General features: G+C 70.0%; 19 protein-coding genes. 7 read left to right on the top strand and 12 right to left on the bottom strand.

Annotated elements, in window-relative coordinates; translation table 11 throughout:
• A partial coding sequence (locus ACFYP5_RS24885) for a heavy metal translocating P-type ATPase (RefSeq protein ID WP_389039866.1) occupies positions 1-830 on the top strand: 830 nt, incomplete at its 5' end.
• 514 nt (positions 831-1,344) lie between these two features.
• Here ACFYP5_RS24885 and ACFYP5_RS24880 read toward each other — a convergent pair.
• Both ACFYP5_RS24880 and ACFYP5_RS24875 read right to left on the bottom strand, forming a co-directional pair.
• Positions 1,345-2,634: a citrate synthase gene (locus ACFYP5_RS24880; RefSeq protein ID WP_030935925.1), complete on the bottom strand. Its 1,290-nt coding sequence runs from the start codon at positions 2,632-2,634 to the stop codon at positions 1,345-1,347.
• A 129-nt stretch (positions 2,635-2,763) separates the two neighbouring features.
• Complete coding sequence (locus ACFYP5_RS24875; protein ID WP_389039864.1) at positions 2,764-5,064, bottom strand: ATP-dependent RecD-like DNA helicase; 2,301 nt, start codon at positions 5,062-5,064, stop codon at positions 2,764-2,766.
• 456 nt (positions 5,065-5,520) lie between these two features.
• Between ACFYP5_RS24875 and ACFYP5_RS24870 the strand changes: the two genes are divergently transcribed.
• Positions 5,521-5,973 carry a transglycosylase SLT domain-containing protein gene (locus tag ACFYP5_RS24870; protein WP_389039892.1) on the top strand — a complete coding sequence of 151 codons (453 nt, stop codon included), beginning with the start codon at positions 5,521-5,523 and terminating at the stop codon, positions 5,971-5,973.
• Between the two features lie 267 nt (positions 5,974-6,240).
• Here ACFYP5_RS24870 and ACFYP5_RS24865 read toward each other — a convergent pair whose 3' ends face one another.
• The 3 genes from ACFYP5_RS24865 to ACFYP5_RS24855 are packed head-to-tail and all read right to left on the bottom strand — an operon-like array spanning position 6,241 to position 9,361.
• Positions 6,241-7,071 carry a sugar phosphate isomerase/epimerase family protein gene (locus tag ACFYP5_RS24865; protein WP_389039862.1) on the bottom strand — a complete coding sequence of 277 codons (831 nt, stop codon included), beginning with the start codon at positions 7,069-7,071 and terminating at the stop codon, positions 6,241-6,243.
• On the bottom strand, positions 7,068-8,213 hold the full coding sequence (locus ACFYP5_RS24860) for a dihydrodipicolinate synthase family protein (protein WP_389039859.1): 1,146 nt from the start codon (positions 8,211-8,213) through the stop codon (positions 7,068-7,070). Before ACFYP5_RS24860 ends, ACFYP5_RS24865 begins: the two co-directional genes overlap by 4 nt.
• The gene (locus ACFYP5_RS24855) at positions 8,210-9,361 is read right to left on the bottom strand and encodes a Gfo/Idh/MocA family protein (protein WP_389039856.1); all 1,152 of its coding nucleotides are present in this window, start codon (positions 9,359-9,361) and stop codon (positions 8,210-8,212) included. Before ACFYP5_RS24855 ends, ACFYP5_RS24860 begins: the two co-directional genes overlap by 4 nt.
• A gap of 107 nt (positions 9,362-9,468) precedes the next feature.
• Between ACFYP5_RS24855 and ACFYP5_RS24850 the strand changes: the two genes are divergently transcribed.
• Together ACFYP5_RS24850 and ACFYP5_RS24845 are read left to right on the top strand one after the other, a co-directional pair.
• On the top strand, positions 9,469-10,533 hold the full coding sequence (locus ACFYP5_RS24850; protein ID WP_389039853.1) for a LacI family DNA-binding transcriptional regulator: 1,065 nt from the start codon (positions 9,469-9,471) through the stop codon (positions 10,531-10,533).
• 121 nt (positions 10,534-10,654) lie between these two features.
• Complete coding sequence (locus ACFYP5_RS24845; protein ID WP_389039851.1) at positions 10,655-11,443, top strand: sugar phosphate isomerase/epimerase family protein; 789 nt, start codon at positions 10,655-10,657, stop codon at positions 11,441-11,443.
• Positions 11,444-11,453: 10 nt separating this feature from the next.
• Here the strand turns inward: ACFYP5_RS24845 and ACFYP5_RS24840 are convergent, their stop codons facing one another.
• A complete protein-coding gene (locus ACFYP5_RS24840; protein ID WP_389039849.1) occupies positions 11,454-12,362 on the bottom strand; it encodes an EamA family transporter in 909 nt (302 codons plus the stop codon).
• Positions 12,363-12,462: 100 nt separating this feature from the next.
• Between ACFYP5_RS24840 and ACFYP5_RS24835 the strand changes: the two genes are divergently transcribed.
• Together ACFYP5_RS24835 and ACFYP5_RS24830 are read left to right on the top strand one after the other, a co-directional pair.
• The gene (locus ACFYP5_RS24835; RefSeq protein ID WP_389039846.1) at positions 12,463-13,371 is read left to right on the top strand and encodes a LysR substrate-binding domain-containing protein; all 909 of its coding nucleotides are present in this window, start codon (positions 12,463-12,465) and stop codon (positions 13,369-13,371) included.
• 203 nt (positions 13,372-13,574) lie between these two features.
• On the top strand, positions 13,575-15,395 hold the full coding sequence (locus tag ACFYP5_RS24830) for a glycoside hydrolase family 3 protein (RefSeq protein WP_389039844.1): 1,821 nt from the start codon (positions 13,575-13,577) through the stop codon (positions 15,393-15,395).
• 73 nt (positions 15,396-15,468) lie between these two features.
• On the opposite strand, the gene ACFYP5_RS24825 is transcribed toward ACFYP5_RS24830, so the two are convergent.
• Positions 15,469-16,959, bottom strand: a complete 1,491-nt coding sequence (locus ACFYP5_RS24825) for a S28 family serine protease (RefSeq protein ID WP_389039841.1) — start codon at positions 16,957-16,959, stop codon at positions 15,469-15,471.
• A gap of 95 nt (positions 16,960-17,054) precedes the next feature.
• A complete protein-coding gene (locus ACFYP5_RS24820; RefSeq protein WP_389039838.1) occupies positions 17,055-17,510 on the bottom strand; it encodes a hypothetical protein in 456 nt (151 codons plus the stop codon).
• Between the two features lie 168 nt (positions 17,511-17,678).
• On the opposite strand from ACFYP5_RS24820, the gene ACFYP5_RS24815 reads away from it, so the two are divergent.
• Complete coding sequence (locus tag ACFYP5_RS24815; protein ID WP_389039836.1) at positions 17,679-18,164, top strand: hypothetical protein; 486 nt, start codon at positions 17,679-17,681, stop codon at positions 18,162-18,164.
• Between the two features lie 12 nt (positions 18,165-18,176).
• On the opposite strand, the gene ACFYP5_RS24810 is transcribed toward ACFYP5_RS24815, so the two are convergent.
• From ACFYP5_RS24810 to speB, 4 genes are all read right to left on the bottom strand, one after another.
• Complete coding sequence (locus ACFYP5_RS24810) at positions 18,177-21,944, bottom strand: ABC transporter ATP-binding protein (RefSeq protein ID WP_389039833.1); 3,768 nt, start codon at positions 21,942-21,944, stop codon at positions 18,177-18,179.
• A gap of 113 nt (positions 21,945-22,057) precedes the next feature.
• Positions 22,058-23,023 carry a serine hydrolase gene (locus ACFYP5_RS24805; protein WP_389039830.1) on the bottom strand — a complete coding sequence of 322 codons (966 nt, stop codon included), beginning with the start codon at positions 23,021-23,023 and terminating at the stop codon, positions 22,058-22,060.
• A gap of 228 nt (positions 23,024-23,251) precedes the next feature.
• Positions 23,252-24,937, bottom strand: coding sequence for a thiamine pyrophosphate-binding protein (locus ACFYP5_RS24800; RefSeq protein ID WP_389039828.1), 1,686 nt, complete (start codon positions 24,935-24,937; stop codon positions 23,252-23,254).
• Positions 24,934-25,911, bottom strand: coding sequence for an agmatinase (gene speB, locus ACFYP5_RS24795; RefSeq protein ID WP_030970834.1), 978 nt, complete (start codon positions 25,909-25,911; stop codon positions 24,934-24,936). Before speB ends, ACFYP5_RS24800 begins: the two co-directional genes overlap by 4 nt.
• Positions 25,912-25,976 lie beyond the last annotated feature (65 nt).

Raw genomic sequence — 25,976 nt, 5'->3', positions numbered from 1 at the left:
CAGGCGCCCTGGAGCACGCCTCCGAGCACCCCATCGCCCAAGCCATCACCACCGGCGCCCGCGAACGAACCGGCGCGGCACCCCCCGTCCCCGAGAGCTTCACCAACGTCCCGGGGCTCGGGGTGCGCGGCACCGTCGAAGGCCGTCAGGTCCTCGTCGGCCGCCCGAAGCTGCTCACCGACGCCGGAATCGGCGTCCCCGAGACGCTGTCCGCCGCCCTCGTGGACTCGGCGGCCCGGGGCCGTACGGCCATCGCCGTCGCCTGGGACGGTGAGGCGCGCGGCGTCCTCGACGTCGCCGACGCGATCAAGGACTCCAGCGCGGCGGCAGTGGCCGACCTGCGCGCTCTCGGCCTGCGGCCGGTACTGCTGACCGGTGACAACCGGGCCGTGGCGGACAGCGTGGCCCGTACCGTCTCGATCGACGAGGTCTACGCCGAGGTGCTGCCCGAGGACAAGGTGAAGGTCATCGAGCGGCTGCAGGCCGAGGGGCGCTCGGTCGCGATGGTCGGCGACGGCGTCAACGACGCCGCCGCGCTCGCCACGGCGGATCTCGGGCTGGCGATGGGTACCGGCACGGACGCCGCGATCGAGGCGAGCGACCTCACCCTCGTTCGTGGAGATCTGAAGGTGGCTGCCGATGCCATCCGGCTCTCGCGGCGGACCCTGGCCACCATCAAGGGCAACCTCTTCTGGGCCTTCGGCTACAACGTCCTCGCCCTACCCCTTGCGGCATTTGGCCTGCTCAACCCTATGATTGCCGGAGCGGCGATGGCGTTCTCATCTGTCTTCGTCGTGACGAACAGCCTGCGGCTGCGCTCCTTCACATGATTTCCACAAAGAGATTTAGATCACATCGGTTTTGGGGTAACCATTCAGCAGGTTCGAGAGTCTTAGAGTGCGATGCCAAGGATGTCTTGGGGGACGTCCAGCGAAGCGTCTTGGGGGACGCTTCAGGCAAGCGTTGGCCGGGGCACGTGCACCGGGGAGCTTTGAGCGGCCCTCCCGTGCGTACGTACCCCGGCGGACCGCCATCAGGAACAGCGGTACAGCGCAGCGGTACGAGGAACACCCAGGAGCTTCGGCTCCCAGAGACGCCCGGCCGGATCCCGTGGGGGGAATCCGCTCCGGGATATGGGAAGCGCCTCGCTGTCGACCCGTGGGGGGATCGATGGCGGGGCGCTTCTCGCCTTCTGTACGGATACCCGCCGGACCGGGGCAGGGCTTGCGGGCCCGAGTCCGGGCAAAGCAAATCGCCCCGGACACCGCGCTCTGTGCGAAGCGCGGTACGCGGGGCGAAGGCAGCCGGCCACCGAGGCCGGGGTGGTGCTGGGGGCTACGAAGTTCAGCGACCCTCGACCGGGACGAAGTCGCGCAGGACCTCACCGGTGTAGATCTGGCGCGGGCGGCCGATGCGGGAACCCGGCTCCTTGATCATCTCGTGCCACTGGGCGATCCAGCCGGGGAGCCGGCCGAGCGCGAAGAGCACGGTGAACATCTCGGTCGGGAAGCCCATGGCCCGGTAGATCAGACCGGTGTAGAAGTCCACGTTCGGGTAGAGGTTGCGCGAGACGAAGTACTCGTCGGAGAGCGCGTGCTCCTCCAGCTTGAGCGCGATGTCGAGCAGCTCGTCGGACTTGCCGAGCGCCGACAGCACATCGTGGGCCGCGGCCTTGATGATCTTGGCCCGCGGGTCGAAGGACTTGTAGACGCGGTGGCCGAAGCCCATCAGCCGGACGCCGTCCTCCTTGTTCTTCACCTTGCGGATGAAGGAGTCGACATCGCCGCCGTTGGCCTGGATGCCCTCGAGCATCTCCAGCACCGACTGGTTGGCGCCACCGTGCAGCGGGCCCCACAGCGCCGAGATACCGGCGGAGATCGAGGCGAACATGTTCGCCTGCGAGGAGCCGACCAGGCGCACGGTGGAGGTCGAGCAGTTCTGCTCGTGGTCCGCGTGCAGGATGAGCAGCTTGTCGAGCGCGGAGACGACGACCGGGTCCAGCTCGTACTCCTGGGCAGGGACCGAGAAGGTCATGCGCAGGAAGTTCTCGACGTACCCGAGGTCGTTACGCGGGTAGACGAAGGGGTGCCCGATCGACTTCTTGTACGCGTACGCGGCGATCGTCGGCAGCTTGGCCAGCAGACGGATCGTCGAGAGGTGACGCTGCTCCTCGTCGAACGGGTTGTGGCTGTCCTGGTAGAACGTGGACAGGGCGCTGACGACCGAGGACAGCATGGCCATCGGGTGGGCGTCGCGCGGGAAGCCGTCGAAGAACCGCTTGACGTCCTCGTGCAGCAGCGTGTGCTGGGTGATCTCGTTCTTGAAGGTCGACAGCTCGTCGACCTTCGGAAGCTCACCGTTGATCAGCGTGTACGCGACCTCGAGGAACGACGAGTGCTCGGCGAGCTGCTCGATGGGATAGCCGCGGTACCGCAGGATGCCCTGCTCACCGTCGAGATAGGTGATGGCCGATTTATATGCGGCGGTGTTGCCGTATCCGCTGTCCAGCGTCACCAGGCCGGTATTTGCACGGAGCTTCCCGATGTCGAAGCCCTTGTCGCCGACGGTGCTGTCGATCACCGGGTAGGTGTACTCGTCATCGCCGTACCGCAGTACTACAGAGTTGTCGCTCACGTCATCCCTCACCGACGTAGTGCCTCTTCTTCGAGGTTCCCTGACTGTCTCCACCCTCCCCCATTTGGCTCAGGAGAGTGCACTCGGGGTCGTCCATTGGACCTACTCACGGCACTGAGTGCCGCGAACTTACTCATCCTGCCCCCTTGACTCCGGTTCCGGAAGGCCTCCGTGATGTTTCCCACCGATTTGATCGATCATTTTTTCGGGGGATCCTGCGGGGGACCCTCCGCGCAGCCGGTAATCCAGCGCCGTACAGCGTCTGCCTGCGGAAACTGTCCGGACCGCCTGGCCGATCGCCTGCCGTGAGCCGACCAGCACGACGAGCTTCTTGGCCCTCGTCACGGCCGTGTACAGCAGGTTTCGCTGGAGCATCATCCAGGCGCTCTTGGTGACGGGGACGACGACGGCCGGGTACTCGCTGCCCTGGGAGCGGTGAATGGTCATCGCATACGCGTGGGCCAGCTCGTCCAACTCGTCGAAGTCGTACGGAATCTCCTCGTCCTCGTCCGTCAGGACCGTCAGTTTCTGCTCGTCCAGGTCGAGCGAGGTGACGACGCCGACCGTGCCGTTGAAGACGCCGTTCTCCCCTTTGTCGTAATTGTTGCGGATTTGGGTCACCTTGTCGCCGACACGGAAGACCCGGCCGCCGAACCGCTTCTCGGGCAGGTCGGGGCGGCCCGGGGTGATGACCTGTTGCAGCAGGCCGTTGAGGTGGCCGGCACCGGCCGGGCCGCGGTGCATGGGGGCAAGGACCTGCACGTCACGCCTGGGGTCGAGGCCGAATCTGGCGGGGATACGGCGGGCCGCGACGTCCACCGCGAGCACGCCCGCCTCCTCCGTCTCGTCCTCGACGAAGAGGAAGAAGTCGTCGAGGCCCTGGGTGAGGGGCGGCACTCCGGAGTTGATCCGGTGCGCGTTGGTGACGACGCCGGACTTCTGGGCCTGGCGGAAGATCGTCGTCAGCCGGACCGCCGGGACCGGGCCGCCGTCGGCGAGCAGGTCGCGCAGCACCTCCCCCGCGCCGACCGACGGCAACTGGTCGACGTCCCCGACGAGCAGCAGATGGGCACCGGGTGCCACGGCCTTCAGGAGCTTGTTGGCCAGCAGCAGATCGAGCATCGACGCCTCGTCGACGACGACCAGATCGGCGTCCAGTGGACGGTCCCGGTCATAAGCCGCGTCCCCACCCGGCTTGAGCTCCAGCAGCCGGTGAACGGTGGACGCCTCGGCCCCGGTCAGCTCGGACAGCCGCTTCGCCGCCCGCCCGGTGGGCGCGGCCAGAACGACCTTTGCGCGCTTGGCACGGGCCAGCTCGACGATGGAGCGGACGGTGAACGACTTCCCGCAGCCGGGTCCGCCGGTCAGCACGGCCACCTTCCGGCTGAGTGCCAGCCGGACGGCGGCCTCCTGCTCGGGGGCGAGCGTCGCCCCGGTACGGCCCGCCAGCCACGTCAGTGCCTTGCCCCAGTCCACGTCCTGGAAGGCGGGCATCCGGTCCTCGGGGGTCCGCAGCAGCCGCTGCACCTGGGCGGCGAGGGCGACCTCGGCACGATGGAACGGCACGAGGTAGACGGCGGTGATCGGCTCGCCGCCCTCGGGCGACGGCACCTTCTCCCGTACAACACCCTCCGGATCCTCGGCCAGTTCGGCGAGGCACTCGATGACCAGCCCCGTATCGACCTGGAGGAGCTTGACCGCGTCGGCTATCGACCGCTCCTCCGGGAGGAAACAGTGGCCCTGGTCGGTGGATTGCGACAGCGCGTACTGCAGACCGGCCTTGACCCGCTCCGGGCTGTCGTGCGGGATACCGACCGCCTGCGCGATCTTGTCGGCGGTGAGGAAGCCGATGCCCCAGACGTCGGCGGCCAGCCGGTAGGGCTGGTTCTTGACGACGGAGATCGACGCGTCCTCGTACTTCTTGTAGATACGGACGGCGATGGACGTCGAGACACCGACACCCTGGAGGAAGACCATGACCTCCTTGATCGCCTTCTGTTCCTCCCAGGCGGCGGCGATCATCTTCGTCCGCTTCGGCCCGAGCCCGGGGACCTCGACGAGTCGCTTCGGCTGCTGCTCGATGATGTCGAGCGTGTCGACGCCGAAGTGCGTGGTGATCCGGTCGGCCATCACCGGGCCGATGCCCTTGATCAGTCCGGAGCCGAGATAGCGGCGGATCCCCTGGATCGTGGCGGGCAGCACGGTCGTGTAGTTCTCCACCGTGAACTGCTTGCCGTACTGGGAGTGCGAACCCCAGCGCCCCTCCATCCGCAGCGACTCCCCGACCTGCGCGCCGAGCAGCGAGCCGACCACCGTGAGGAGGTCACCACCGCCCCGACCCGTGTCGACGCGGGCGACCGTGTACCCGTTCTCCTCGTTGGCGTAGGTGATCCGCTCCAGGACCCCTTCGAGGACGGCCATGTTGGACATGAGCCGACGGTATCGGGCGCCACCGACACTCCACACGCGCAGTCACCGACTTCGGTCCCCTCCCCGCGCCGCCAGTCGCGCGCCCCTGCGTCCCCCCGCGGGCTCCCCGGCCGCCCCGAATGGGTAGACCGGCCTTTGTTACACCCTGTTTCCATTCATTACGCGAGGCAAATGGCGGGCTTTTTTTGTGCGATGCGGGAGCAATATCCCCATGTCCATTTTGGGATGATTTGACGCTTCTGTCGTGTGATGTGAGCGATATGGCCTACATCACTATGAGGTGACTTAGTAGGACAAGCAACCCGTTTGATGACCTGTTTGCGGCAACTTCGTCCCCTGTTGTCCGTTCCGTGTACGTATCTCGATAGTAAATATGGTCATTGACCGGAAGTTTGAACTCGCTTAAAAATTCTTGGCATACCCACGGGAGAGGTAATTCCGATGCAGATCTCCGCGATGTCCAAGATGTTCGCTCGCATGACCCAGATCAAGAAGATCTCGCTGGGCATGGTCACCGCCGGTACCGCGATCGCGGCCTGCACCGTCGCCGGTGCTCCGACCGCCTCGGCCGCCACCCCCGCCCAGTCCACCGGCAGCGTCAGTGCCTGGATCAACCAGTCGCTGGAGATCATGCACGCCAAGGGCATTCCGGGCACCTACAACGGCATCTACCGCAACCTGATGCGCGAGTCGAGTGGCAACCCGAACGCCATCAACAACTGGGACTCCAACGCCGCCAAGGGCATACCGTCCAAGGGCCTGCTCCAGGTCATCGACCCGACCTTCAAGACCTACCACGTAGCCGGCACCTCGTGGAACATCTACGATCCGGTCGCCAACATCACCGCCGCCTGCAACTACGCGGCCCACCGCTACGGCTCGATCGACAACGTCAACTCGGCCTACTGATCAGCGGGCGCCGAAGCCGCTCCACGAAGGCCGGCGAACCGGCTCGGTCCAGGCCGGCCGGTTGCGGAAGGCGAGCGAAACAGGCCCGGTAAGGCGAATGGGGCCCGGTCCAAGACCGGGCCCCTCTCGCTTTCCCCCACCCTCATCAGGGCTTCCCGATCCCCCCGGATCCCTCCCGGAAGCGCCCGACGCAAGATACGACCCGGCAGCCCACCGAAGGGTTGCACGCCTTTGCGATCTCTTTACCCGTCGGCCTCGCACCCGCTCTCAGCAGGCGTGCTCGACGTACCGGGCCGCGACCTCCGCGAGAACTTCGGCGCCGTCCCGCGCCCACAGGCCCTCGTTGAAGATCTCCACTTCGATCGGGCCGGTGAAGCCGGTGGCCTCGACGAGCTCGCGAAATGCGCGGAAGTCGACGCATCCGTCACCGAGTTGGCCCCGCCCGACCAGTACGCCCGCCGGGAGCGGGGTGATCCAGTCCGCCAGCTGGAACGAGTGGATACGGCCGCCCGCACCGGCCCGGGCGATCTGCGCGGCCGCCTGGTCGTCCCACCAGATGTGGTACGTGTCTACGACCACGCCGACCTGCTCCGCCGGGAAGCGCTCGGCGATGTCCAGGGCCTGGGACAGGGTGGAAACGACGCAACGGTCCGAGGCGAACATCGGGTGCAGCGGTTCGATCGCCAGGCGGACGCCTTGCTCCTGCGCGTACGGGCCCAGCTCGGCGAGCGCTTCCGCGATGCGTTCACGGGCGCCGTGCAGGTCGCGGCTGCCCGCCGGAAGGCCACCGGAGACCAGGACCAGGGTGTCGGTGGACAGGGCCGCCGCCTCGTCGATCGCGGCGCGGTTGTCGTCCAGGGCGCGGGCCCGTTCGGCCGGGTCGAGTGCGGTGAAGAAGCCGCCCCGGCAGAGGCTGGTGACGGAGATCCCGGCATCGGCGAGGAGTTGGGCGGTGCGCTCGACTCCGTACTCCTGGACAGGGGCCCGCCACAGGCCGACCTGGTCGATGCCCGCCTTGACGCAGCCCTCGGTGAGCTCGGGCAGCGACCACTGCTTGATGGTCTCCTGGTTGATGCTCAGACGCGACAGGTCCGTCATCGGACACCTCCGTTGACCGTGAGCAGGGCGCGCATCCGGGATTCGGCCAGCTCCGGGTCGGGGAACAGGCCCAGCCGGTCGGCGAGTTCGTACGCCTTCGCCAGGTGCCGCAGCGAGCGGGCCGACTGGAGGCCGCCGACCATCGTGAAGTGGTCCTGGTGGCCGGCCAGCCAGGCGAGGAGGACCACGCCCGTCTTGTAGAAGCGGGTGGGTGTTTGGAAGAGGTGCCGGGACAGCTCGACCGTCGGGTCGAGGAGTTCGCGGAAGCCCTGGACGTCCCCGGTGTCCAGGACGCGCACCGCGTGGGCGGCCAGCGGACCGAGCGGGTCGAAGATCCCGAGCAGCGCGTGACTGAAGCCGCGGTCGTCGCCCGCGATCAGCTCGGGGTAGTTGAAGTCGTCGCCGGTGTAGCAGCGGACCCCGCCGGGAAGGCGGCGGCGTACGTCGATCTCGCGCTCCGCGTCGAGGAGCGAGATCTTGATGCCGTCGACCTTGTCCGGGTGTTCCGCGATGACCTTCAGGAACGTGTCGGTGGCCGCGTCGAGGTCCGTCGAACCCCAGTAGCCCTCCAGAGCCGGGTCGAACATCGGGCCCAGCCAGTGCAGGACGACCGGCTCCGAGGCCTGGCGCAGCAGATGTGCGTACGTCTCCAGGTAGTCCTCGGGGCCGTTCGCCGCGGCGGCGAGGGCGCGGGACGCCATCAGGATGGCCTGGGCGCCGCTCTCCTCGACCAGGGTGAGCTGTTCCTCGTACGCGGCCTTCACCTCGGCGAGCGTGGCCGGGCCGGCGGGAAGCTGGTCGGTGCCGACGCCGCAGGCGATCCGGCCGCCGACCGCCTTCGCCTCGGCGGCGGAGCGGCGGATCAGTTCGGCCGCGCCCGCCCAGTCCAGGCCCATGCCTCGCTGTGCGGTGTCCATGGCTTCGGCGACGCCGAGGCCGTGGGACCAGAGGTGGCGACGGAAGGCGAGGGTGGCGTCCCAGTCGACGGCAGCCGGGCCGTCCGGGCTGACGTCGGCGTACGGGTCGGCGACGACATGCGCGGCGGAGAAGACCGTACGGGAGGCGAGCGGTGACCCGCCCGGGGCGAGGCCGAGCGGGGTGGTGCGGGGTTCGTACGGGCCCTGCGGGAGGTGGATCGTCACAGGGTCAGCTCCGGTACGTCGAGACGCCGGCCCTCGGCGGAGGACTTGAGCCCGAGCTCGGCGAGCTGCACGCCGCGGGCGCCGGCCATCAGGTCCCAGGCGTACGGCTCGTCGAGCGCGATGTGGCGCAGGAAGAGCTCCCACTGGGCCTTGAAGCCGTTGTCGAAGACGGCGTTGTCGGGGACTTCCTGCCACTGATCGCGGAACGGCTCGGTGACCGGGAGGTCGGGGTTCCAGACCGGCTTGGGGGTGGCCGAGCGGTGCTGGACGCGGCAGTTACGGAGCCCGGCGACGGCGGAGCCGTGCGTTCCGTCGACCTGGAACTCGACGAGCTCGTCGCGGTTGACGCGCACGGCCCAGGAGGAGTTGATCTGGGCGACGGCGCCGCTCGCCAGCTGGAAGATGCCGTAGGCGGCGTCGTCGGCGGTGGCGGCGTACGGCTTTCCCCGCTCGTCCCAGCGCTGCGGGATGTGCGTCTGGACGTGTGCCTGGACGGTCTTGACCTGGCCGAACAGCTCGTGGAGTACGTACTCCCAGTGCGGGAACATGTCGACGACGATGCCGCCGCCGTCCTCGGCCCGGTAGTTCCAGGACGGGCGCTGGGCCTCCTGCCAGTCGCCTTCGAAGACCCAGTAGCCGAACTCGCCGCGGACGGAGAGGATCTCGCCGAAGAAGCCGCCGTCGATGAGGCGCTTCAGCTTCAGCAGACCCGGCAGGAAGATCTTGTCCTGGACGACACCGTGCTTTATCCCGGCGTCGCGGGCGAGGCGGGCCAGCTCCAGGGCGCCCTCGACGTCCGTGGCGGTGGGCTTCTCGGTGTAGATGTGCTTGCCCGCCGCGATCGCCTTCTTGATGGCTTCGACGCGGGCCGAGGTGACCTGGGCGTCGAAGTAGATGTCGATCGACTCGTCCGCGAGGACCGCGTCGAGGTCGGTCGACCACTCGGTCAGACCGTGCTGAGCGGCGAGTTCCTCCAGCGCGTGCGCGCGGCGGCCGACGAGGACGGGTTCGGGCCACAACACCTCGCCGTCGCCGAGGTCGAGGCCGCCCTGCTCGCGGATCGCGAGGATCGAGCGCACCAGGTGCTGCCGGTATCCCATGCGCCCCGTGACGCCGTTCATGGCGATGCGCACTGTCCTGCGTGTCACGAAGTTCCTCCATACAGCCGTAGCAAGCGCTTTCTATGCGGTATGACGCTAGCCTGCCGACAGCGGCCCGGACAAGAGGGCCCGGTCCAAAACCCTCGGAGGAAGCGATGACAGTCACCCTGGCGGATGTGGCGGCTCGCGCCCGGGTGTCGCCCGCCACCGTGTCCCGCGTGCTCAACGGCAACTACCCGGTCGCGGCATCCACCCGGGAGCGGGTGCTGCGCGCGGTGGACGACCTCGACTACGTACTGAACGGACCGGCCAGTTCGCTCGCCGCCGCCACGTCCGACCTGGTCGGCATCCTGGTCAACGACATCGCCGACCCGTTCTTCGGAATCATGGCGGGGGCGGCGCAGACCGAGATCGGCGGGCCGGGCGACGGCTCGGGGCGGGCCGGGGGCGAGAAGCTCGCCGTCGTCTGCAACACCGGCGGCTCCCCCGAACGCGAACTCACCTACCTCACCCTGCTCCAGCGCCAGCGCGCCGCAGCCGTCATCCTCACCGGCGGCGCCGTGGAGGACCCGGCGCACCAGGCCGCGATGAACGCGAAGCTGGCGAAACTCGCGGACGCGGGGACCCGGGTGGTGCTGTGCGGACGGCCCCCGTTGCCGGAGGGCGAGGCGGTCGTGGCGGCGCTCGCCTTCGACAACCGGGGCGGTGGCCGGCGCCTCACCGGGCATCTGCTCTCACTCGGTCACCGGCGGATCGGGTATGTCGCGGGCCCCCTGGAGCGGACGACGACCCGTCACCGGCTGGAGGGCCACCGGGAGGCGATGCAGGATGCCGGGCTGGGCGGCGACGAGGACCGCCTCACCGTGCACGGCCCGTACGACCGCCGGTCCGGTTACGACGCGACCCTCGAACTCCTGCGCCGCGAACCGGAGGTCACGGCGATCGTCGCCGCCAACGACACGGTGGCCCTGGGCGCGAGCGCGGCGATCCGGGACCGCGGCTTCCGTATCCCCGCGGACATCTCCGTGGCCGGCTTCGACGACCTGCCGTTCTCGGTGGACGCGGTCCCCGCTCTGACGACCGTACGACTGCCGCTGTTCGAGGCGGGGGCACGGGCGGGCCGGCTGGCGATGGGCAAGGAGACCCCGCCGCCGGGGGGCATCGCGACGATCGCCGCGGAGCTGATGGTCCGGGGATCGACGGCACCGCCGCGGAAGTGACCCGGCCGGGTTCCGCCGCCGGGTCGGGGGTACTCGTAGTGCGTGCCGTGGGCCGATGATGTGCGGGCCACTGTCCGGTCCGTACGGCGCAGGGGCACGTACCGACGGAAGGACAACGCTCGTGAAGCTCGCTTTCTCGACCCTCGGAGTGCCGGGGATGCCGGTCGCCGACGTCATCCGGCTCGCCGTCGGGCACGGCTATCAGGGGGTGGAACTGCGCGCCCACCCCGAGGAGCCGGTGCACCCGGGGCTCTCGTCGGCCGAACGCGCCGATGTGGCCGATGAGTTCAAGCGGGGCGGCGTCGAGATCCTGACCGTCGCCGGGTACGTCCGGGTCGCTGCCGAGGGGGACGACCAGCCGGTGCTGGACGAGCTCGCCGGCCTGCTGGAGCTGGCACGGGATCTCGGCGCTTCGAATGTCCGGGTCTTCCCCGGGGGTGGCGGGCTGGACCCTGACACGGCCGACGCGAACGCCGCCCGTCGGCTGGGCGCCGCCGCTCCGTACGCCGCCGATCTGGGCGTACGGATCCTCCTGGAGACCCATGACTCGCACCGGGCCGGGGCCGCCGTGGCCCGTGTCGTGGGCACGGTCGGGCACCGGCAGGTCGGCGCGCTGTGGGACGTCATGCACACCTGGCTGGCCGGCGAGGAGCCGGTCGCGAGCCATGCTGTTCTCGCCCCGCACCTGGGATACGTACAGGTGAAGGACATCGCGTCGGCGGACGACCTCACTCCGCTGCCCCTCGGCGCCGGGGTGCTGCCGCTCCGGGCATGCCTGGACACCCTGGACCCGGACGGCTGGGTCTGCTGGGAGTACGAGAAGCGCTGGCACCCGGGCGCGGCCGACCTGCCCGGGCTGCTGAGCGCGGGACGCGACCATCTGCTGCGGCTGGGCGCGCCGAAGGAGTAGGTGCCCGGGTTCAGGCACCCGCCGGCTGCGGTTCCGCGGTCTCCGTCACCGCGGGACGCGGCCGGCGCGTCCCCGCCAGGGATGTCAGCGCCACCCCGCCCACCAGCAGTGCCGCCGCGCACCACCGCAGGGGGCTCACCGACTCGTCGAGCAGCAGCGCCGCCGACGACATCCCGAAGACCGGGACGAGCAGGGTGAACGGCGCCACGGACGACGCAGGGTGGTGACGCAGCAGGAAGCCCCACGCCCCGAAGCCGAAGACCGTCGTGATCCAGGCGACGTACACGATGATGCCGACGCCGCTCCAGTCCAGCGCGGCGAGCGCGTCGGCGTCGCGGTCCCAGCCTTCGAAGAGGAGGGAGAGGCCGAGCAGCGGCAGTACGGGCACGGTCGAGACCCACACCATGAAGTTGAGGGAGTCCGGCGGGGCGGCCTTGCGGGTCAGGACGTTGGACACGCCCCAGCAGGCCGCCGCCGCGATCACCAGGACGAAGGCGAGCACGGGGCCGCTCGCGCCCTCGTCGACCGCCGCCACCCCGATGCCGGCGAGCGCCACCGCCATCCCCAGCACCCTGACCCTGCCCGGTCGTTCACCGAGTGCCAGCGCCGCGAACAGGGCCGTGAACACCGCCTGGACCTGAAGCACCAGGGAGGAGAGCCCGGCGGGCATCCCCCGGTCCATGCCGATGAAGAGCAGCCCGAACTTCGCAACTCCGAGGACGAGTCCGACGCCGACGATCCACTTCCAGGCGACCTTGGGGCGCCCGACGAAGAACACCGCGGGCAGGGCGGCGACCAGGAAGCGCAGGGCGGAGAAGAGCAGCGGCGGGAAGTGGCCGAGGCCGACCTCGATGACGACGAAGTTGACACCCCAGACGGCAGCCACCACGGCGGCCAGGGCTATGTGAAGGGGACGCATGGACCGAGCATCACCTGCCCGGACCATGTAGCACCAGCTCGGATTTCTTCATGGTGGAATTGAGCATCGCTAACGAATCGGCAAGGTCCGGGAGGTTCCGGTGCTCGATCTGTCCCGACTGCGCGCCCTGTACGCCATCTCCGTCCACGGCTCCGTCGCGGGCGCCGCGGCAGCTCTCGGCTACACCCCGTCGGCGGTCTCCCAGCAGATCACCAAGCTGGAGCGGGAGACCCGCACCACACTCCTGGAACGGCGCGGTCGCGGTGTCGCGCTCACCGAGGAGGCACTCCATCTCGCCGCCACCGCACAGCAGTTGCTGGCGATCGTGGAGCGGGCCGAGACGACGCTGGAGGAGCGTCGGGGGCTGCCCACCGGGCGGCTGTCGATCGGTGCCTTCGCCTCCGCGGCACGCGGTCTGCTGCCCGGTGTGCTGACCGAGCTGGAGCAGGACCACCCGGCCCTGGACGTCCGGCTGACCGAGGTCGATCCGCATCTGTCCGTCGATCTGGTGGCCAAGGGCGTGATCGACCTGGCGGTCGCGCACGACTGGGACATCGCCCCGCTGCCTGCGCCGGAGGGCGTGACGCAGGCGGTGATCGGCGACGACCGGTGCGATCTGCTGGTGCCCGAGGGTCACCGGCTGGCCGGGCGGGACGCGGTGCGGCGCGAGGAGCTGGCGAAGGAGCGGTGGATCTGCCAGCCGCCGGGAACGGTCTGCCACGACTGGCTCGTACGGACACTGCGGGCGGCGGGTTACGAGCCGGACATCCGGCACCAGGCGGAGGAGAACCACACCCAGTTGGCGCTGCTCGCCGCCGGCCTCGGCGTCGCCATGATCCCGCGGCTGGGCCGCGGACCGCTGCCGGCCGGGGTGGTCGCGGTACGGCTCGATCCCGTGCCGGTGCGGAGGCTGTACGCGGTGTGGCGTACGGAGGCGGCTCGGCGTCCGGCGATCACGGCGGCGGTGACGGCCCTTCAGGGGCGGGGAGCGAGGGTGGGGCCGATGTAGGGACGGGAGCCCGTGCGGGGGGGTACAGGGGAAAGGGGCGCAAGCAAACCGGGTCTGCGGGCTGCGCCCGCGTCCGTCCTCGTTCGCCGGATGGGCTCAGTTTGGGCTGCCCCCTTGACCGGTAGTTACTTTCTGGATATCCGTGACCATTGGAAGTTTCTTTCACCACCCCCTCGTCACCGAGAACGGCCGAAGGAGCTCACGTGCACCACCGCACCTCCAGACGGACCCTCCTCACCGCCACCGCCGCGACCGTCGCAGCTGCCGCGACCGGCGCGGTCTCCGCCCCCGGAGCCGCCGCCTCAGCTTCCTCCTCCGCCACCAAGCGCCTCGAGCAGCTCATCTCCCGGATGAGCCTGGAGGAGAAGGTCGGCCAGCTCTTCGTGATGCGGGTGTACGGGCACTCCGCCACCGAACCCGACCAGGCCGACATCGACGCCAACCTGGCCGAGATCGGGGTCCGTACCGCCGCCGAGTTGATCGCCAAGTATCACGTCGGCGGCATCATCTACTTCGCCTGGGCGCACAACACCCGTGACCCGCACCAGATCGCCGACCTCTCCAACGGCATCCAGCGCGCCGGTCTCGCCGGCCCCACTCCCCTGCCGCTGCTCATCTCCACCGACCAGGAGCACGGCATCGTCTGCCGCGTCGGTGAGCCCGCCACGCTGATGCCGGGCGCGATGGCGCTGGGTGCGGGCGGTTCGTCCTCCGACGCCCGCCGGGCCGGGAAGATCGCGGGCACCGAGCTGGCCGCGATCGGCATCAACCAGAACTACGCCCCGGACGCCGATGTCAACGTCAACCCGGCCAACCCGGTCATCGGCGTGCGCTCCTTCGGCGCCGATCCGCAGGCCGTGGCCGCGATGGTCGCCGCCCAGGTGAAGGGGTATCAGGTCGCCGGGATCGCCTCGACGGCCAAGCACTTCCCCGGCCACGGCGACACGAACACCGACAGCCACACCGGCCTGCCGTACATCCACCACACCCGCGAGCAGTGGGCCGAGCTGGACTCCCCGCCGTTCCGGGCGGCGATCGCCGCCGGCATCGACGCGATCATGACCGCGCACATCGTCGTCCCCGCTCTCGACCCGGCCGAGGACCCGGCCACCCTGTCCCGGCCGATCCTCACCGGCATCCTGCGCGAGGAGCTCGGTTACGACGGTGTCGTGGTCACGGACTCGCTCGGCATGGAGGGCGTGCGGACGAAGTACGGCGACGAACGCGTGCCCGTCCTCGCCCTGCAGGCGGGCGTGGACCAGCTGCTGAACCCGCCGAACCTCGATGTCTCCTGGAACACGCTCCTCGCGGCCGTGAAGAGCGGCGAGATCAGTGAGGCCCGGCTCGACGAATCGATCCTGCGCATCCTGCGGCTGAAGGTGAAGCTGGGGCTGTTCGACGACCCGTTCGTCACCCACCGGGGCGTGGACCGTGCCGTCGGCACCCGGGCGCACCTCGCCGCCGCCGACCGGATCGCCGAGCACACCACCACCCTGCTCACCAACGACGGTGCGGTGCTGCCGCTGTCCCGCCGCTCCCACAGGAACCTGCTGGTGGTCGGCGCCGATCCGGCCTCCCCCTCCGGCACCACCGGGCCGCCGACCACCACGCTCGCCACCGCCTTCGGCGAACTGGGTTACTCGGCGACCGCCCTGTCCACCGGCACCGCACCCACCCAGGCGAAGATCGCCGAGGCGGTGGCCGCGGCGCAGGGCAAGGACGCGGTGATCGTGGGGACCTACAACGTCTCGGCGACCAGCTCGCAGCGCACCCTGGTCGGCGCCCTCGTGGCGACCGGCGTCCCGGTGATCACGCTCGCGATCCGTAACCCGTACGACATCGCCCAGCTGCCCGCGCACGCGGCGAGCCTGGCCGCCTACTCCTGGACGGACGTCGAACTGCGGGCGGCCGCGCGGGTGATCGCGGGCCGCGCCGAACCGCAGGGCAGGCTGCCGGTACCGGTGCAGCGGGCGAGCGACCCGACGCAGGTGCTGTACCCGATCGGCTACGGGCTGACGTACTGACCGGAAGGACTCGCGCGTACCGGGTCCGAACCGCACGGTTCGGACCCGGTACGCATCACGCCGTGCCGGCCCGTTACGGCCGCAGCGTGGGGCCCTGCCTGCGCTCGCTCGTCACGTCCTTCTTGTCGAGGCGCTTGTCGTACGGAGCGAGCGGCTTCGCCTTCGCCGGGTCCGACTGCACGGCGGCCGGGGCGACGCCCGCCCAGCGCAGAATGGCCGCGGTGGCGTTCGCCTTCTCATCGGCGGCGAGACCGGCCACATTGGAGCCGTGGTTGCCGCCCGCCACCGTGTAGACGTAGCTGTCACGGGCGCCCGCACCGAGGCGGAAGCGCTCCGCGCCCCACGGGTCGTTCTCCCCGTACACGTACAGCATGTGGTGGGCGTGGTGCTTCACCCAGCTGTCGACGTCACGCATCACCGACGGCTGGAACTTCATCGGGATGGAGCGCGGCACGAAGTTGCGCGGCGGCTGGTACCCGTACCGGCTGAGGTTGCCGAGCCACGGCTGCTCGATGTCCGGCGAGCCGAGCTGGGTGCCCGCCTGGTAGTAGTACGGCGTGTACGTGTTCAGGCCCTGGTCCACGTAGGCGGAGAAGCCGGAGATGCGGTCGACCGAGTCCCAGATCGCCTGGTCGGGTGCGGTCTTGGCATCGGCGGGGATGGAATCGCAGTCGGCGAGCAGGCTGTACTGCCAGAACGCCCAGACGTAGTCCATGACGACGGCTTCGTACGCCTTGTCGAGCGAGCCGACGGTGTTGAAGGTGTAGCCGTTGCCGTCGGCGTACTCCTTGTACTTCTTCTCCAGCGGCTCGCGGCGTATCAGGGCCTCGCGCTGCACACCGTTCAGCCGGTCGCGGCACTCCTCGGTGCCGACGTTCCGGAAGAACCGGTCGTACGCCGAGTCCTCCTTGTTGACCACGTCGTTCGGCGCGACGTACGCGACGACGCCGTCCATGTCCTTGGGGTAGAAGCGCTCGAAGTACGTGGCGGTCATGCCGCCCTTCGAGCCACCGGTGGTCAGCCAGTTCTTGGAATAGATCTGCTTCAGCGCGGTGAAGACGCGGTGCTGGTCGCTGGCGGCCTGCCAGATGTCGAGCTTCGACCAGTCGGCGGGTGCCGGGCGGGACGGGGTGAAGAAGCGGTACTCCAGCGAGACCTGGTTGCCGTCGATGATCCGGGTCGGCTCGGAGCGGCTGGGGTTCGTGGAGACGTTGTAGCCGCTGGTGTAGAAGACCGTCGGGCGGGACGTGTCCTTGTGCAGCAGGGTGATCCGCTGCTGGAACGTGCCCTTCGACGGGTGCCGGTGGTCGATCGGCTGGGTGTAGTTGAGGACGAAGTAGCGGTAGCCCTCGTACGGCTTCTCCTCGATCAGACTCATCCCCGGGATGGCCAGGATGCGGTCCTTGATGTCCGTGCTCGTACCGCTGTCGCTGCCCGCAGCGGCCTGGGCGGAATCCAACGCGGCCGGTTCAGCGGCGGTGGCCGCACCGACCGAGGTACCCGTCGCGGTCACGGTGCCTATGAGCACCGCCAGCGACAGAAGACCTCTGAGCGCCTTGCGCATACACCCTCCCCTTGATTCACGACATTCGTCGTGAACCTAGCGGGGGCAACACCCGCACCGCCAGACCCTGTTGTCCCGGCGTCAGGCGGGCGGCGTCAGCAGAGGATCCAGCCCGTGGAACGCGATGTCCCGGAGATCGAGCCCGTGGCCCGTATGCACCGGTGCAGCGCGGACACCGTCACCGGGCCTGCCCGCGTGGTGTATCTGCCGCTGTCGCCGACCGGCCGGGCACCTCGTGCCTGCAGCTGGACGGACATCTGGCGGCGCTTGCCCGGCTTGTCGGCGACGGTGACCGCGCAGGCGTAGGCGCGGCTCCTGTAGACGCGTAGCTCGCCGGTCGCGAACTTCACCGTCTTCGCGGGCCGTCCGCCGCACGCCGACACCGCGTCGGCGCTGCTCGCTCCGGGACTGCCGAGCACCAGCCCGGCGGCGCTCACCAGCGCCAGGACGAGCAGCTGCACCAGCGCCTGCCGGCCCCCGCCGATCCCCCTTGCCGCCCTTCCGATTCCTCTGGTGCCCAGCAGACCCTTCACCCCAGCCAACCCGCCCATCTCATCAGCTCCATCGAACACTCTCGCCAAACGTGCCACATAGACGTACATGCGTACGACGCGAGAGGCCATCCGGAGGTTGCACCCGTCGAGCTACGCATCCGACGCAACCGAATCGACACAACTCATGTCCAACAGGACAGAGCGACACAAATGGAAGGAACTGCCGTGATCCAACTCCGCAACATGCCAGGCCGTCACACCGCAGGCCGCACCCTTCTCCTCACCGTTCTGCTCGCCGCCGCGGCCGTGGTTCCGGCCGCCGCAGCAACGCCGCAGGCCCCCGCGGCCCCGGCGACGGCACGCAGCACCGCCGCGGCCCCGGCCTACCAGCAGGTCGCCCACTTCTACGGCGCCTACATCGACGCCGCCGGCACCGCGGGCGGCGGCACGCTCACGGCCGCGCTCCGGGCGTTCTACCTCACGCCCGCGCTCCGCTCCCAGCTGCACACCTGGGAAACGCGCAACCATGCGGACGGTGTCCTCCGCGCGCAGAACACCCCGCTCGCCTTCAAGGTCACCTCGGGCGACAGCGGCGCCGGTCACACCTGGTCGAAGGTGCGGCTCACCTGGAGCGGCGGCAAGCACCCCACGTACACGTATCTGACGGTTCAGTCGGACCTGCGGACCGGCAGGATCTCCGGCATCCGCTGAGACCCTCTCGGATCAGACCCCCGCGGGCTCGTCCTCCCCGATGAAGGTGCGCCACAGCACGGCGTAGTGCCCTTCCTCGGCGAGGAGTTCGTCATGCGTGCCGTCCTCGACGACCCGGCCGTGGTCCATCACCACCACCCGGTCGGCGCGGGCGGCCGTGGTCAGCCGGTGAGCGACGACGAGGGTGGTGCGGCGGCCGGTGAGCCGGTCGGTCGCCTGGTTGACCAGGGCCTCGCTGGCGAGGTCCAGGGAGGCGGTCGCCTCGTCGAGCAGCAGGACGTCCGGGTCGACCAGTTCGGCGCGGGCGAGTGCGATCAGCTGGCGCTGGCCGGCCGAGAGGTTACGGCCCCGCTCGGCGACCTCGTGCAGATAGCCGCCGTTCAGCGTGGCGATCATGTCGTGGGCACCGACCGCCCGGGCCGCGGCCTCCACCTGCGCGTCGGTGGCGTCCGGCCGCCCGTAGGCGATGGCGTCGCGGACCGTACCCTCGAAGAGGTAGGCCTCCTGCGGTACGACGCCGAGCCGGTGCCGGTACGCGGTGAGGTCGAGGTGGCGCAGATCGGTGCCGTCCGCCGTGACCCGGCCGCCCGTCGGGTCGTAGAACCGGGCGACGAGCTTGACGAGGGTGGACTTCCCGGCGCCGGTCTCGCCGACGAACGCGACGGTCTGGCCGGCCGGGATCCGCAGGTCGATGCCGGTGAGGGCCTCTTCCTTCTCGTCGTCGGCGCCGTACGCGAAGGAGACGTCCTCGAACGCGATCTCGCCGCGCAGCGACAGGACGTCCAGCGGCTCCACGGAGTCGGCGGTGGAGGTCGGCTCCCGGAGGAGTTCCTGGATGCGGCCGAGCGAGACGGTGGCCTGCTGGTAGCCGTCGAACACCTGGGAGAGCTGCTGCACGGGCGCGAAGAACAGGTCGATGTAGAGCAGATACGCGACGAGCGCACCGGTGGTGAGTGTGCCGTTGTCGACCCGGCCCGCACCCACGATCAGTACGGCGGCCGCGGCCACCGACGACAGCAGCTGCACGAACGGGAAGTAGACCGAGATCAGCCACTGGCCGCGCACCCGGGCCTCACGGTAGTGGTCGCTGCGGCCGGCGAACCGCTCGGCGCCGTCCCGCTCGCGGCGGAACGCCTGCACGATCCGGAGCCCGGAGACGGACTCCTGGAGGTCGGCGTTGACGACGCTGATCCGCTCACGCGCCAGCTCGTACGCCTTGACGCTCTTGCGGCGGAAGAAGAACGTACCGATGACCAGCACCGGAAGCGTCGTGAAAACGACCAGTGCGAGCTCGACGTCGAGGACGAGCAGCGCGACCATGATGCCGAAGAACGTGACGACGGAGACGAAGGCCGTGACCAGTCCGGTCTGCAGGAACGTGGACAGCGCGTCGACGTCCGTCGTCATCCGGGTCATGATGCGGCCGGTCAGCTCGCGCTCGTAGTAGTCGAGGCCGAGCCGCTGGAGCTGCGCGAAGATCTTCAGCCGCAGCGAGTAGAGCACCCGCTCGCCGGTGCGGCCCGTCATCCGGGTCTCGCCGATCTGCGCCGCCCACTGCGCCAGCACGACGAGCAGGGCGATCCCGGAGGCTGCCCAGACCGCGCCGAACGCCATCTGCGTGACGCCCTGGTCGATGCCGTGCCGGATCAGCACGGGCAGGAGCAGGCTCATGCCGGCGTCGACGGCGACGAGCGCGAGGCTCACCAGCAGCGGCAGGCCGAAGCCGTGCAGCAGCCTGCGCAGCCCGTACGACTCCTCGGCGCGCACGGCGCGCGCCTCGTCGATGTCCGGGATGTCGGTGGCCGGGGGCAGCGCCTCGACCTGGGCGAGCAGCTCGGGGGTGGCGGGCATGCCGGCGGCGCCGGTGTCGCGGGGCTCCTCCTTGCGGACCCACAGACCGGGGCTGATGCCGCGCTCGGCGTCGAAGTCGGCTTCCAGCTCCTCCGGGAGCGCCCGGTCGTCCTCGACGGCCGTGTCGGCCAGGACGGGTTGGTGGCCCGGGGAGGTGCCGCCCAGCTCGTCCGGGTCGGTGAGCAGACGCCGGTAGAGCGGGGAGCGGCGCTCCAGCTCCTCGTGGGTACCGATGTCGGCGAGCCGGCCCTCCTCCAGGACGGCGATCCGGTCGGCGAGGCCGAGGGTGGAGCGGCGGTGGGCGATCAGCAGCGTCGTGCGGCCCGCCATCACCTGCGCCAGGGCCTCGTGGATCTCGTGCTCGACGCGGGCGTCCACGGCGGAGGTGGCGTCGTCGAGGAGAAGCAGCCGGGGGTCGGTGAGGATGGCGCGGGCCAGCGCGACGCGCTGGCGCTGGCCGCCGGAGAGGGTCAGGCCGTGCTCGCCGACCTTGGTGTCGTAGCCGAGGGGCAGATCGGCGATGAAACGGTCCGCCTGGGCGGCGCGGGCGGCCTGCTCGATCTGCTCCTGAGTGGCGTCCGGGTGCCCGTACGCGATGTTGGCGCGGACCGTGTCGGAGAAGAGGAAACTGTCCTCCGGTACGAGGCCGATGGCGGCCCGCAGCGAGTCCTGGGTGAGCTCGCGGACGTCGTGGCCGCCGACCAGGACGGCGCCGTGCGACACGTCGTAGAAGCGGGGCAGCAGCAGGGAGACGGTCGACTTCCCGCTGCCGGAGGCACCGACGACAGCGACGGTCTCACCGGGCTCGATGGTCAGCGAGAACCCGTCGAGGACCAGCCGCTCGGGGGCTCCGCTTCCCATGCCTGTGTCTCGAGCGTACCCGAACCGCACGTCGTCGAACTCGACGCGCGCGGGGGCGTCCGCCGGGAGCACCACCGTGCCGTCCTTCATGGTGGGCTCGGTGTCGATCAGTTCGAGTACGCGTTCCACACCGGCGCGGGCCTGCTGCCCGACGGTGAGCACCATGGCGAGCATCCGGACCGGTCCGACCAGCTGGGCGAGGTAGGTGGAGAACGCCACGAACGTGCCCAGGGTGATCTCGCCCCGGGTGGCGAGCCAGCCGCCGAGCGCCAGCATCGCGACCTGGCCGAGCGCGGGGACGGCCTGGAGGGCGGGGGTGTACCTGGCGTTCAGCCGGATGGTGCGCAGCCGCCCGGCGAACAGCTTCCGCCCCACCTCGCGCAGCTTGCCGGTCTCCTGCTCCTCCTGCCCGAACCCCTTGACGACCCGGACGCCGGAGACGGCGCCGTCGACGACTCCGGCGACTGCGGCGGCCTGGCCCTGGGCGTACCAGGTGGCGGGGAAGAGCCGGGAGCGGGAGCGGCGGGCGATGAACCAGAGGGCGGGGGCGACGGCGATCGCGACCAGGGTCAGCAGCGGGGAGAGCCACGCCATGATCACCAGGGAGATGAGGAAGAGCAGCACGTTCCCGATGGTCATCGGGAGCATGAACAGCAGGCCCTGGATCAGCTGAAGGTCGCTGGTGGCGCGCCCGACGACCTGCCCGGTGGACAGCTCGTCCTGCCGCTTCCCGTCGAGCCGGGTGAGCGTCCCGTACATCTCGGTACGCAGATCGTGCTGGACGTCGAGGGCGAGCCGTCCGCCGTAGTAGCGGCGGACGTACGTCGATATGTACACCAGCAGGGCCGCGGCGATCAGGAGGCCGGTCCAGACTCCGAGGGAGCGGGTGTGGTTACCGACGACATCGTCGATGATCACCTTGGTGATCAGCGGGACGAGCGCCAGTACCGCCATCCCGGCGAGCGACGAGCCGAGTGCCAGCAGCACATTGCGTCGGTAGCGCCATGCGTAGCCGCCCAGCCGCCGGGCCCAGCCCTGCCGCTCCGCGTCCGTGCCTGCGTCCGTCACCGGTGCCTCCCGTTCGACCTGATCTACCGGAAGGCACCAACGCGGTCAGCTGCGGATTTCATCCCGCCGTTACGAAGATGGTCCGTTCGGCCTAGGATTCGGGACCCGAGGAACTACGACTGCGGTGCGGCCGTCACCATCGGCACCGCGGAAGCACCGGGCACCGCGGGTACCGCCTCCTGCGGCTTCGCGGGCGGGGCGATCGTCGTCTGCGCGGTGACCGCCGGGTTCAGGTCCTTGTGAATGGCCCGGGCGACCGCCTGGATGGTGTTGATGCCGTCGTTCATCGTCTTGTTGTCCTGGGTGAGCACGGTGATCCCGTAGTCGTGCCCCTTCCCGGTGAACGCGCCGATGCTGTGCACGCGCCAGCCGTGCGTGGCGCGCGGCAGCCAGCCGTTCTTGACCTGGACGGTCACCCCGGACGGGGCACCGGCGGGCGTCCCCCACCGCTGCGAGGAGATGACCTTGCGCATCAGGCCGAGCTCGTACGCGCGCGAGTTGTCACTGAGCACGGAGTTCTTCGCGGTCAGCAGGGACAGCAGTCGCAGCTCGTCCTGCGCGGTGATCTGGGTCAGTCCCCAGTAGCCGCCGGAGCCGGGCACGGTGTGCGTCATCCCCGCGGCCTTCAGGAACGCATTCACCTTGGTCACGCCCAGCTGCTTCCACAGGCTGGTGGTCGCGTCGTTGTCGGACTTGGTGATCATGGCGGTGGCGAGGTTGACCTCGCGCTGCGTGAGATAGCGGTTGTGCTTCTTGTTGTCCCAGAGCAACGTCGCGAGGACGGTCGCCTTCACGACGCTCGCGGAGTCGTACTTGCTCGTGGACCGCATCGTGCACGACGTCTTGGTGGTCCGGTCGTAGAGCGCGATCGCCGTGGTCGACGAGCGCCCCTTGAGTGCGGCGGCGATGTCCTTCGACAGCTTGGCGGCGAGCCCCGCCTTGCCCGAGGTACAGGTCACCGTCGGTGTCGCGGCCGCGGCGGGCGTGGCGGCGAGGGCCACGGGTGCGAGCACGCCTGCGGCGAGCGTGACGGCGAGCGCGGTGTGTGCGCGGCGGTGGATACGAGGCCGGTCCGTCATGAGACGTCTCCCCCTGAGTGGTCTGCGTGGTGCGCCCCCTGCACACCTGGCACACAGAAGACTCCTGAGCGGCCGAAAAGTTGTACGCTCCCGGCCCGGAATGCCGGGTTGTGACGCGAGGACACCGGCTTCGGGGCGAGCGGCCGACTCGTCCGCGAGGTCGGTGACGACCTCGCGGACGAGGGAAGGTTCCGAGTCCGCGCCCCGGAACCTCGGTGGAGCCGCAGCCTACAGATGCGTCGGCTCGAACATCCTCAGCAGCGCCGGAAGCACGACCACCGAAGGGCCGGGCTCCGCGAAGGACTTCGCCAGGTCGGCGGCGAGCGTCTCCGGGGTCGTGCGGACCGCCGGCACGCCGAACGACTCGGCGAGGGCGACGAAGTCCGGGCGGGACAGTTCCGTCGCCGTGGCCTCGCCGAACGCGCCCGTCATGTACTCGCGCAGGATGCCGTAGCCGCCGTCGTCGATGATCAACCAGGTGACCGGCAGGTCGTACTGACGGGCCGTGGCCAGTTCCGCGATCGAGTACATCGCGCCGCCGTCGCCGGAGACCGCGAGGACCGGCTTCGTGCGGTCGGCCGCCGCCGCGCCGAGCGCGGCCGGGAAGCCGTAGCCGAGACCACCCGCGCCCTGCGCCGAGTGCATGGTGTTGGGGTGCCGGGCGTCGAAGGCGGACCAGGCCCAGTAGGCGAGGATCGTCATGTCCCAGAAGCTCGGGGACGTGTCGGGCAGCGCCTCGCGCACCGAGGCGATGAGCTGCTGTTCCAGGGTGAGGTCCTGGCCGGCGATCCGTTCGCGTACCGCTTCCAGCACCGTGCGGACGCGGTCCGCGGCCGACGGGTCCTCGCGGCGCTCGACCTCTTCGAGGAGGTCGGCGAGGGCCTCACGGGCATCGGCGTGGATGCCGAGCGCGGGGTGGTTGGACTCCAGCTTCCCGGCGTCCGCCTCGATCTGGATGACCCGGCCGCGCGGGCTGAACGTGTGGTAGTTCGAGGAGAGTTCACCCAGTCCGGAGCCGATGACCAGCAGGACGTCCGCCGCTTCGAGGAAGTCCGTCGTGTGACGGTCCTCCAGCCAGGACTGCAGCGAGAGCGGGTGCTCCCAGGGGAAGGCGCCCTTGCCGCCGAACGTGGTGACGACCGGGGCGTCGATCTTCTCCGCGAGGGCGAGCAGCTTGCGGGACGCGTCGGAGCGGACGACTCCGCCGCCCGCGATGATCGCCGGCCGTTCGGCGTTCGCCAGCAGGTGGGCCGCCACGGCGGTCAGTTCGGGACGGGCGTGGAGCGGCCGCGGTGTGGCGTCCATCGCGGTGACCGCCGGCAGGGTGGTCTCGGCGAGGAGCACGTCCTGCGGGATCTCGATCCAGACCGGGCCGTGCGGGGCCGTCAGCGCGGACTCCCAGGCGGCGGCGATCGCGGACGGGATCTGCGACGCCGTACGGACCGTGTGGACGGACTTCACGATGTCGCGGAACGATGCCTTCTGGTCCCGGAGTTCATGCAGATAGCCGTGGCGCCCGCCGCCCAGGCCCGCGGTCGGGATCTGGCTGGAGATGGCCAGCACGGGCGCCGAGGCGGCCGCCGCCTCCTGGAGCGCGGCGAGCGAGGTGAGAGCCCCCGGGCCGGTGGAGAGCAGCAGAGGGGCGACTTCACCGGTGATCCGGCCGTACGCGTCGGCGGCGAAGCCCGCGTTGTTCTCGACGCGCAGGCCGACGTACGAGAGGGACGAGCGGCGCAGCGCGTCGAACATGCCGAGCGCGTGCTGGCCGGGCAGGCCGAAGACGGTGGTCGCGCCGAGGCCCTGGAGGGTTTCGACGACGAGGTCGCCGCCGTTGCGTCCGGCCGACGGGTTCAGCGCGGCCGCGATCTGCTCGGGGGTGAGCTGCGGGCGCTCGTCGTGGTGGTCGTGGGTCACTTGCCCTCGGCCCCCTTCGCGGCCGCGATCTGGCGGGACATGATCGTCGTCAGTTCGTACGCCGTGTGGGAGGCGGCGACGGAGGTGATCTCCGCGTGGTCGTACGCCGGGGCGACCTCGACCAGGTCGGCGGAGACCAGGTTGCAGGAGGACAGGCCGCGGACGATCTCGAGGAGCTCGCGGGAGGTGAGACCGCCGGCCTCGGGGGTGCCGGTGCCGGGCGCGTGCGCCGGGTCCAGGACGTCGATGTCGATGGAGATGTACAGCGGGCGGTCGCCGATGCGCTGGCGCAGCTGGTCGGCGATCTCGTCGACACCGCGGCGCATGACGTCGGCGGAGGTGACGATGCCGAAGCCCATCTTGGCGTCGTCGTCAAGGTCCTGCTTGCCGTACAGCGGGCCGCGCGTGCCGACGTGGGAGAGCGCGGACGTGTCGAGGATGCCCTCCTCGACGGCCCGGCGGAACGGCGTGCCGTGGGTGTACTCGGCGCCGAAGTAGGTGTCCCACGTGTCGAGGTGGGCGTCGAAGTGGAGCAGCGCGACGGGGCCGTGCTTCTTCGCGACGGAGCGCAGGAGGGGCAGCGCGATGGTGTGGTCGCCGCCGAGCGTCATCATGCGGGCGCCGGTACCGAGCAGATCGTCCGCCGCGGCCTCGATCGTCTCGACGGCCTCGTTGATGTTGAACGGGTTGGCGGCGATGTCACCGGCGTCGGCGACCTGCGCGAGGGCGAACGGCGAGGCGTCCTGTGCCGGGTTGTACGGGCGCAGCAGGCGCGACGCCTCACGGATGGCGTTGCCGCCGAAGCGGGCGCCGGGGCGGTACGAGACACCCGTGTCGAAGGGCACGCCGACGACGGCGACGTCGGCGGTGCCGACCTCGTCGAGGCGTGGCAGCCGCGCGAACGTCGCCGGCCCCGCGTACCGCGGGACGCGGGAGGAGTCGATGGGGCCGCGCGGCGTTTCGTTGCTGCTCATGGGGAGTGCCTTTCTTCTGATGACGCGGGGTGGTGCGGGTACAACGGGTTGCGTCCCCAATCGCC

Origin of the sequence: Streptomyces sp. NPDC005262 (assembly GCF_042872425.1) — a bacterium.
Classification (GTDB): Bacteria; Actinomycetota; Actinomycetes; order Streptomycetales; family Streptomycetaceae; genus Streptomyces.
Note: the sequence above shows the minus strand (reverse complement) of the source record. Positions and strands in the feature narration are given on the sequence as shown.

Coding starts and splice junctions, on each gene's coding strand:
- ACFYP5_RS24805 (WP_389039830.1), bottom strand. CDS start 23,023: ATGACGGACCGGCCTCGTATCCACCGCCGCGCACACACCGCGCTCGCC.
- ACFYP5_RS24875 (WP_389039864.1), bottom strand. CDS start 5,064: ATGTCCAACATGGCCGTCCTCGAAGGGGTCCTGGAGCGGATCACCTAC.
- ACFYP5_RS24820 (WP_389039838.1), bottom strand. CDS start 17,510: ATGGGCGGGTTGGCTGGGGTGAAGGGTCTGCTGGGCACCAGAGGAATC.
- speB (WP_030970834.1), bottom strand. CDS start 25,911: ATGAGCAGCAACGAAACGCCGCGCGGCCCCATCGACTCCTCCCGCGTC.
- ACFYP5_RS24840 (WP_389039849.1), bottom strand. CDS start 12,362: ATGCGTCCCCTTCACATAGCCCTGGCCGCCGTGGTGGCTGCCGTCTGG.
- ACFYP5_RS24850 (WP_389039853.1), top strand. CDS start 9,469: ATGACAGTCACCCTGGCGGATGTGGCGGCTCGCGCCCGGGTGTCGCCC.
- ACFYP5_RS24865 (WP_389039862.1), bottom strand. CDS start 7,071: ATGACGGACCTGTCGCGTCTGAGCATCAACCAGGAGACCATCAAGCAG.
- ACFYP5_RS24870 (WP_389039892.1), top strand. CDS start 5,521: ATGTCCAAGATGTTCGCTCGCATGACCCAGATCAAGAAGATCTCGCTG.
- ACFYP5_RS24825 (WP_389039841.1), bottom strand. CDS start 16,959: ATGCGCAAGGCGCTCAGAGGTCTTCTGTCGCTGGCGGTGCTCATAGGC.